General features: G+C 64.7%; 1 protein-coding gene. It reads left to right on the top strand.

The annotated features are described in order from the left end of the window. Nucleotides 1-317 precede the first annotated feature (317 nt). Nucleotides 318-7,712, top strand: coding sequence for a hypothetical protein (locus tag AC3ET4_RS29620; protein ID WP_488175977.1), 7,395 nt, complete (start codon nucleotides 318-320; stop codon nucleotides 7,710-7,712). Nucleotides 7,713-8,036: the final 324 nt, after the last annotated feature.

The following is an 8,036-nucleotide window of genomic DNA, read 5'->3' as shown; positions in this document are numbered from 1 at the left end:
TAGTACCTGCGCGTAGAGTGCGGTGGATTCCTGAGCGCGCCGACTTCCGTAGTCCTGCCTCGGTCAGCAACTGCGTGCCCGAGCGGTATCGGCCGGTCAGGGTGTTTTTCTTGTGGTGTAGTAGCTGATGTGGAGGGATTTCCGATCTCATGGGTCCTCGTAGTCTTGCCCGGATGTGTTTCGAGATGCCCTCGCCCGTGGGGGACGTCCTCACTGGGACCGGTACCCTCGACCCCGCCGATCTCACCGCCTTCATGGCGCACGTCCAGCAAGCGGCCGAGGTCTACCAGGACGTGGTCACCCATCCGCCCCAGGGGATGACGCCGGAACAGGCGCTCAGAGCGCTCACTCGAATCCCCTCCCACCGCCTGACCACCGGCCTCACACGCGACGACCGCGACAGTCTCATCCACACCGCGCACCGCTCCGCCACCATCACCCCGGACGAGCGGCGTCTGACAGCCGAAACCAGAACCCCGGTCGCCCACGGAAGTGGTCCGGCAATCGACGAGAACCAGCCGAATGCGATCCAGGTCATCGCACCGCAGCCCGTGGAAGAGTATCGGACTGAGGGAGACGCAAACAGTGATGAAAATTCCGTCCAGATTCCTCAGCACGAAGCGCATTCGATCGTTATGGCTCGCATCCGGTACGCTGATGCCGCCACAGCGTTCGATGCGAGACTGGGCAGGTATCTAATACTGCGACCTCAGTCGCTGCATGCTGTACGCCAAGCTGTCCTGACTATCGGAACTCTTTTCGAGCAGCGCGCACCCCATCTACTCCCCACCATGGGCGACGCAACACCGGAGGATGCAAGAAGCGGAGATATAGGAACGAGACTCGAGGACATCGCCGCGGCCGCCACATCGGGGAATCTCCGCGAGTTGACGGCCATGCTGTTCAATGTAGTCACCAAGCAAGCCCTGAAAGATTTCATTAAACTTCCCGACAATTCAGATTTTCCGTGGCTCATTCCTGAACGCCAATTCCGGCAGGTGGCCCAGTATCCTACGCCCCGCAAGGTGCGGGCTGAGGGCATAGTCCCTCCGCTGAGCGACCGGGAGAAAGCTACGGCAGGGGGCGTTGACGCTGAGGGCAATTATGTCCTCTGGCATCGGGCCGTAGATTTCATCTCATTGCCGTTCCATGCCCCGCTGCATAAGAATTCCGAGGACACCGGAGGACTTGTGGCGACTGGTTCCTCGGGTTCGTTGTTGCTGATCCTGGAGTCGCTGCACCGTCTGCAGGCTGTTGTCGACGGTCGTTTCAATTTTCCCGAGATAAGACTCGGCTTGATCGGTGCCTTTCTGGTTGGGGGTCACCACACCGCACATGAACTCATGCGGTCCGCAGCTGCGTGGCCCCACGCCGAGCGCTACGGCTTCGGCGCCTACATCGACGGCTGGAGCCGTTACCGCCACCTCTCCCCGATCACCGAAGCGGAACTACGCCGGCACGTCGCCGAGGACGGACTGTTCCCCGATGAGATCGCCCTGGGCATCCCCCACGTGGGCGAGGCCAGTGTCAGTACGGCCGCTAGTGGAATGGATATCCTCCACGCGCTGGGCCTTTCCCCCGAACGCTGGGCAGCGGAACTGGAACGCGATGAGCAGGGCAACCTCCTTCCCGCCTGGCAACCCTCGTCCCCCGATGCCCCAGCCACGAGGCTCGAGCTCTGGTCCCGATTCATGCAGACCTCGCACCGCCTGGGTATCGCCCTGCACCAAGAAGCCTTGACCAAACCATTGGGGAAGAATTCTTCGACCTCGCGTGCATTTCCCAATGCGGCAGGACATGAGTGGGAACTGGCCCGCGCCGATGTGCTGTCCGTCACACCTGAAGCGAAGTCCGTTTATAAGCTCATGAAGGAAGCGGGCCACGATCCGCGCCGCCTGACGCAACGCTTCGACCGCTGGCACCGAGAGGAACGAGCGGGCCACAGGCGCCCACCGGCCCAGCCGAACGCCACCGAGCCTTTCATCGGGATGGCCCTCACCCAAGACGCCTCGAGGGCAGACATGTCACGTCGCGACGCCCAGCCATCGATCCGCCCGAACACCCCCGCATCCAACAGCGCTGCCGGCCGGCGCGAACAACCCCCCTCACCTCACGCGTTCCTGGGCACCCCACGCGGCGCCACCACGCCCCAGCCTGCCGACACCAGCACCACCGGCCCGACCACTACCACCCGAGAGGGCTTGACCGGCCTTTGGCAGCGCGGTGAAGAACCGGTCGCGTTCCTCCGCGAAGCGGTCGATACCGCGGTCAAGCAGACCGCCGCGCGGGCCGGCATAGGAATGGACGCGTTCACCGCCGATCCCAACGTGCTCAACTGCGTCTCCCTCATGGAAGCCCTGCTCGAGCAGTTGCACCCGGCAGAAATCCACGCGGCTCTGCCGGGCCGCCACGCGATCCGCCCGGCCACCTCCGCGGACGACAGCGCCGCCGGCTCCCACCGAGCCGAGGACCGACTCGTTCCGGGCGGAACGTGGATGCCTGTATCGACCGTCGACCAGATCATCACAGCACTGCACCAGGCCGGCCGCGGAAGCACAGCCCTCCTCCTCGAACAAGGAAGGGACGACATCGGGCACGCCCTGCTCTACGCCCACATCGGCACCGACCCGGACACAGGACTGCCCCACATCGTGCGCGTGGACCCCCAGGCGTCCCACACCGTGGAACCACTAAACGATCAGGCTCGACGATGGATTCGGGCCGGACGCGGCACCCGCATGACCGTCATCGACCCCACCGGCCGGGCAGCCGACATCGCCGCCCTCCCCGTCCAACCCCAGTCATCCGCCCCCGCCCAGACCCTGGTCGACGCACCCACGAGCCACCACTACGGCATGGCCAGTACAACCACTTCCCCTCGCCTCGACACCGCAGAACCCGCCAGCACCCAGGACCGGGCAACAACACCGCAGAACCCGGTGCACGACCCGGTACAGCCATTGCGCCAGGGCCCCGAAAGCCACCGATACCTGCTCGACACGAGCATGCTGCCGCCCACCGGCACACCCGAGTACACCGAACACGTCAAGGCCGCGGCAGCCCTGCCGACGCGGCACGCGACCGTTGGCGATGCCGTCGGGGGCCCGGTGACGTTTGCCGATCAGGGCCGCGCGTCTGCGGTGGTCAAGCAGGACCATGCATTCGATACCCCCGATCCTCAGGTGTTGTCACTGTCATCGGACGACCTGTTGTCATACCCACGGCCGCTGGGCCAAAGTGGCGCGTGGGGTGAGCCGGAGCCGGGGTCGGATGCGGCCCGCCTGACAGGGGATGGTAAAGGCTTCGGTGCGTCCGTCGAGTTCGAGGGGGTGTGGGACACCTCCGCCGCGATGAGGGTCGCGCGGGATCTGATCGTTCTGCCTGACGCGGTCGAACGGCCGGTCGCGGTCCGTGCTGAAGCCGCGCGGCTGATCGGGCTGCTGCTGCGGAACGACGACGTCCGGCAACGTGTGGCGGATAGCGGTACGCGGGTCGTGGTGATTCCACGGACCGAGCGGCTTGCAAACGTGGTGGAGTTCACCGGCGCCACCGCCGCGGACAACGGCATCGCGGTGTTCACGCAGGAGATCCCGCCTACGGCCCGTGGCTGGACTGACACCGACCGCAAGCGTGTCGCCATCAGTGAGGAGAACCTGCTTGGCGGCGACACGCCGGAGAACTTGGGGCGCACACATCCGGAGGGCTATTCCTCCGCGCTGCACGAGCTCGCCCACGTGGTCTATGCGTTCGGTCTCACCGACGAACAGCGGGCACGAGTGGTCGCGGCCTTCGACACGCGCACAGCACAAGGCCCGGAGCAGCAGTGGGTGGACGGCCCCTTGCACAACATGGCCGGTCTCCTGGTCGGCAACCACTCCTCGACCAACCCGGCCGAGTACTTCGCCCAAAGCGTCGTGGCCTACTTCAGCGCCAACATCGGTCGTGACGCCACCACCGACCAACACCGCAACAACGGACCGGACTGGATCAAAAGCAACGACGAGCAGCTGCACAAACTGCTGCACCACGTCTTCGGCGAACCCACCCCCCTCCTGAACGCCAACGCCCTCTCCGTCACCCGCCAGGAGGACACCCAATGGGAGGCCCTCCGTGACCACACTGCCCTTGCGGAGGAGCGGAGCCGCGCGACGCAACCACCCTCCTGGGAAGCACTGCGCGACCACACCGCCCCTAGTGAGGAGCGGAGCCGAACGAGGCGACCGCCTTCGATTGAGGCGGTGCGACGGACACTGGGCAAACTCCCGGAGCGTAGTTACCAGGAGCGGATGCACGAGGAAAGGTATTTCTTCGGCCAAGCTTTGGACGCAGTACGCGGGCAATCAGGTGATTGGGTCGCGGATGAAGATGCGCCCTTCGCAGGGCTCACTCCGGAGACGCGTGAGGACATTGAGCGGAATGCGTACAGCTCGCTGTTGAAAGCACGTGAGGGGGTAGCTGACCCATCGGAAACTCCGACAAACTCCGACTTCGACCAGTCGGAAATCCGGCGGAGGTTCGAGAAACGGGTCGCCCTAGCGGTGGAGAAGTGGGCCGCTTTGCAGACCGGGGCGACACGTTACGCGGACAATCCTCACCGCCTGCAGGAGTTGGCTGACCGTCTGGAGCGACGGATTACCACCGGGCAGCCGCTGCTCCAGCCCCGTCCTGGCTTCACAAATCTGCCAGGACGAGTGCAGTTCGGCGCTGAAATTGAATTTGGCATGAGTGGCGCAACCGTTGATGAGCAGCGAGCGGGGGCTGTAGAGGTAGCGAGGCGGCTGCATGAGGCGGGGCTGACCACTCGGCCTGGCATCGATGCCCATCACGCGGCGTATGAGGAGGGATACACCTCCGCTCGTAACGGATGGAAGATCGAGAGGGAATCCTTTCCCTGGCAAACGGAGGTCATCTCCCCAATCCTGACATGGGGAGACCCCCTTGCCTTCCGTGACATGGACAAGGTGTTGGAGATGCTTCGGCAATCCGGCGCCCATGTGCACGATGAATATATGGCTCAGGACAATGACGCTTTAGGGGGACATATTCATGTCAGTACCAGTGGCTACGATCCGGACGGGAAGGCGCTGCGGGCACTTCTGACCCTTAGTGACTCATTTGAAGACGTATTGTTCCGATTGGCCTCTGACTACCATCGTGGCCAACACCGCGGTGTAAACGAGTCTCGGCCCAAGCGGCTCTTCCTTGATTTGGGACCGGAACTGAACGCGCAACAACTCGCCGAGGCTGCGAGAACGAAGCCGGCTATCAGTATTGAGCATCAATACGGCGATCATCGCGACCGCGTGGAATTCAGGCTGTGGGACGGCAGTCTGGATCCCGCGGTCTGGCGTATCCGGGTAATGCTCAGTGTCGCGCTGGTGCAGGCCGGGCTTCGACATGCTCTGGTCGACAACCTTGCGCATCAGTTGCCGAATGAGCCTCTGGGTACCCACGCAGCGGTCTCGTCACCAGGACGCCCGGTCGCAGCCCCTAACGGGGAAATCGTCACCATCCATCAACCATCCCCCGCGGAAGCCCGTTCGGTGCTGGAATTCGTGGACCGATTGTTCACCCGAGACGAGGACAAGGACGAGGTCCTCACTCACTTCCTGCTGGCGCCGTGGGCCCGAGACACAGCCCTTGTCCCGCTGCCGTCGAATGCCCCGGAACTGGCCTGGATCAAACCCGCCACAGCGTTGACCGGATATCGGGTGCGAGACGGTGTCTCGCTGATGTACAATAACGTACCCCTCAGTCTTTTCGCGCGACAGGCTCTGGAGCACCAGCCATATTTCGCCGTCACCACTGAAGCCAGAGTGGAGGGCGATACCAGCGGACAGGCGATTGTCCCCCTCAGCGATACTTATGCTTTCCTGGACGTCACTCCGGCTCAATTCGCCTCGCTCCTTCCGCATCTCGGATGGCAGTCGCACCAGGCACTGGCAGTAGAGTTCTACTACTTTGGGTTGACCGACGGTTTGATGCAGTGGGTCGTCAACCTGAGCGAGATTTTGTCAAGCCCGGTGTACCTGGCGGCTCTGCCGCAGCGGCTGAACGCGCAGAACGCTCAGGGGCTGAGTCGATTCGAGTTGTTCGCCGCCCGGGCACCGCAGGTGGACACCACCGGTGTCTCACTGCCGCACACTCTGTTGCGCCACGTTCCCCGCGGTGTTGACCGAAGAGCACTGCCCGCCCCGGTGGGGTTGTCGTTGATGTCGTTCGATGTGACCGAGCTTGCGGACATCCCGGGGATGGTCGGCGAGTACGGACACCGTCGGGCGGTTTACCAGCGGAGCCTGGCTGACGCGCAAGCGGCCGGCCGATTCGTCGAGTTGCCGGGGGTGAGGCACCTTGAGAACTCAAGCGGGGTGGACGTCTTCCGTGAGGCCGCCGATTCGAGCAGAGCGCGAGAGGAGGAAGCGCTCACCGCGCTGAAACGCTTCGGTGTGCAGCCCGAGGCCGGAAACTCCCAGCTGCTGCACACCGTCACGGAGCAGACCGGCACGGGCGCCGAATTGCTCTCGGCCCGGATGGCCGAGGTGGACGAGTTCTTCGTCCGCACGGTGAACAGCCGGCTGGCGGAGCTGGGGCAGAACGCCGTTTCGCCGCAGCGGGTGCGGGAAGCACTCCAGGAGCTGTCCACCAATCACGGCGTGGCGGTCCTCAAGACCAACCGCGTGTACCGCCAGGAGGCAATCGCCCGGCACCTCGCCGGTACGAGCCGCAACGCCGTCACCGCAGGCGCACCCTTCGGCATCAACGAGGGCCGCGGGATGATCGGTGCTGATGAACACCAGACAGAAGCAACCGTCGACGATATCCGCAACGGTGACAGCGAGATAAAAACTGAGTCGGATGGACCGTTCGTCGATAAAACGATGCGGCACGCGACCGGTGGCGATGCCGTCGGGGTGTCGGTGACGTTTGCTGATCAGGGCCGCGCGCTTGTCGACGAGCCCATCGCATCCGAAGTCCCCGCCGCGACCTCGTCCACGGTCACCGGACCGCCGGCCACGACCCACAGCCAGAGCCGGCAGCGGGCGACCCGCTCGGACGACGCCTCCAGCCGTAGTTCTGCACACACGAACGAGCAACCGGCGGCACCCCGTGCGTTCCTGGACAACCCACGAGGTCTGACCGACAGGCCCCAGGAGGTCAGCACCACCGGCCCGACCGCGGCCCCCCGAAACAGCTCGGCCGACCCGGGGCAACGCAGTGACAAGGCCGACCCGGGGCAGCCCAATGAGAGCACCTCACTGCCCCGGCACACACGTGCCCACAGCGCTCCCCCGCGGCGCTACCAGTGGACTCCGGTCGTGCCCTTCAGGGAGGAGACGGTGCCGGTGGCGACCGGCAGAGCGGGGGTGGGGCTGCCACTGGAGGTGATCCGCCACCCTGCATCGTTCACCGCGCAGGAGATCACCGGCCTGGACGGGGAACTCGCCGAAGGCCTCCAGGCGACAGCGGACAGCGCCGCCCTGGAAACGGCGGTCACCACCGCGACCCGGCAGGCCGCCGAAGCCATCCGACGCAAAATCGCCCACACGCCAGGCTGGGGCATGGACAACACCGACATCCTGGTGTCCGTACCCGCCGAAGGACTCGTCGTGTGGATGATGATCGCCCAGCAACTCGCCAACACCCTCGACCACAGAGTCAAAATCTCCATCGGAAACGAAAAGGAACAACCGATAGAAATCTGTCCGCAGTGAGGGCATCCGCCGGCAGGCAAGGCGGTGGCGGTCAGCCGACGTGAAGTCGCGCCGGAACAGGTCCGGCACCGGCGTGGCGGACGGCTCGGGCAACGTGGTGACCTGACGCTTGCGCAACCGCAGCCCGGCGATACCGAACTTCCGCATTCCCCGCCCTCCGGCGGTGATGGCTGGTGATGGCAGGCAGGGCCCGGGGGTCTGGAGGCAGCGGTGGCGGGGCTGCGCCAGGCCGAGACCGTGGTGAGGCTGGCCCGTCGGCAGTTGAGCGAGGCGATCGTCGCTGCGGTGCAGCCCGAGTTCATCAGTCGATGGGCACATGAGCCG

The organism is Actinacidiphila sp. bgisy167 (genome assembly GCF_057707665.1).
This window is presented reverse-complemented; position numbering and strand designations above follow the sequence as displayed.

Bases quoted from the DNA above. Each gene is read 5' to 3' on its own strand.
- AC3ET4_RS29620 (WP_488175977.1), top strand. From the start codon at position 318: ATGACGCCGGAACAGGCGCTCAGAGCGCTCACTCGAATCCCCTCCCAC.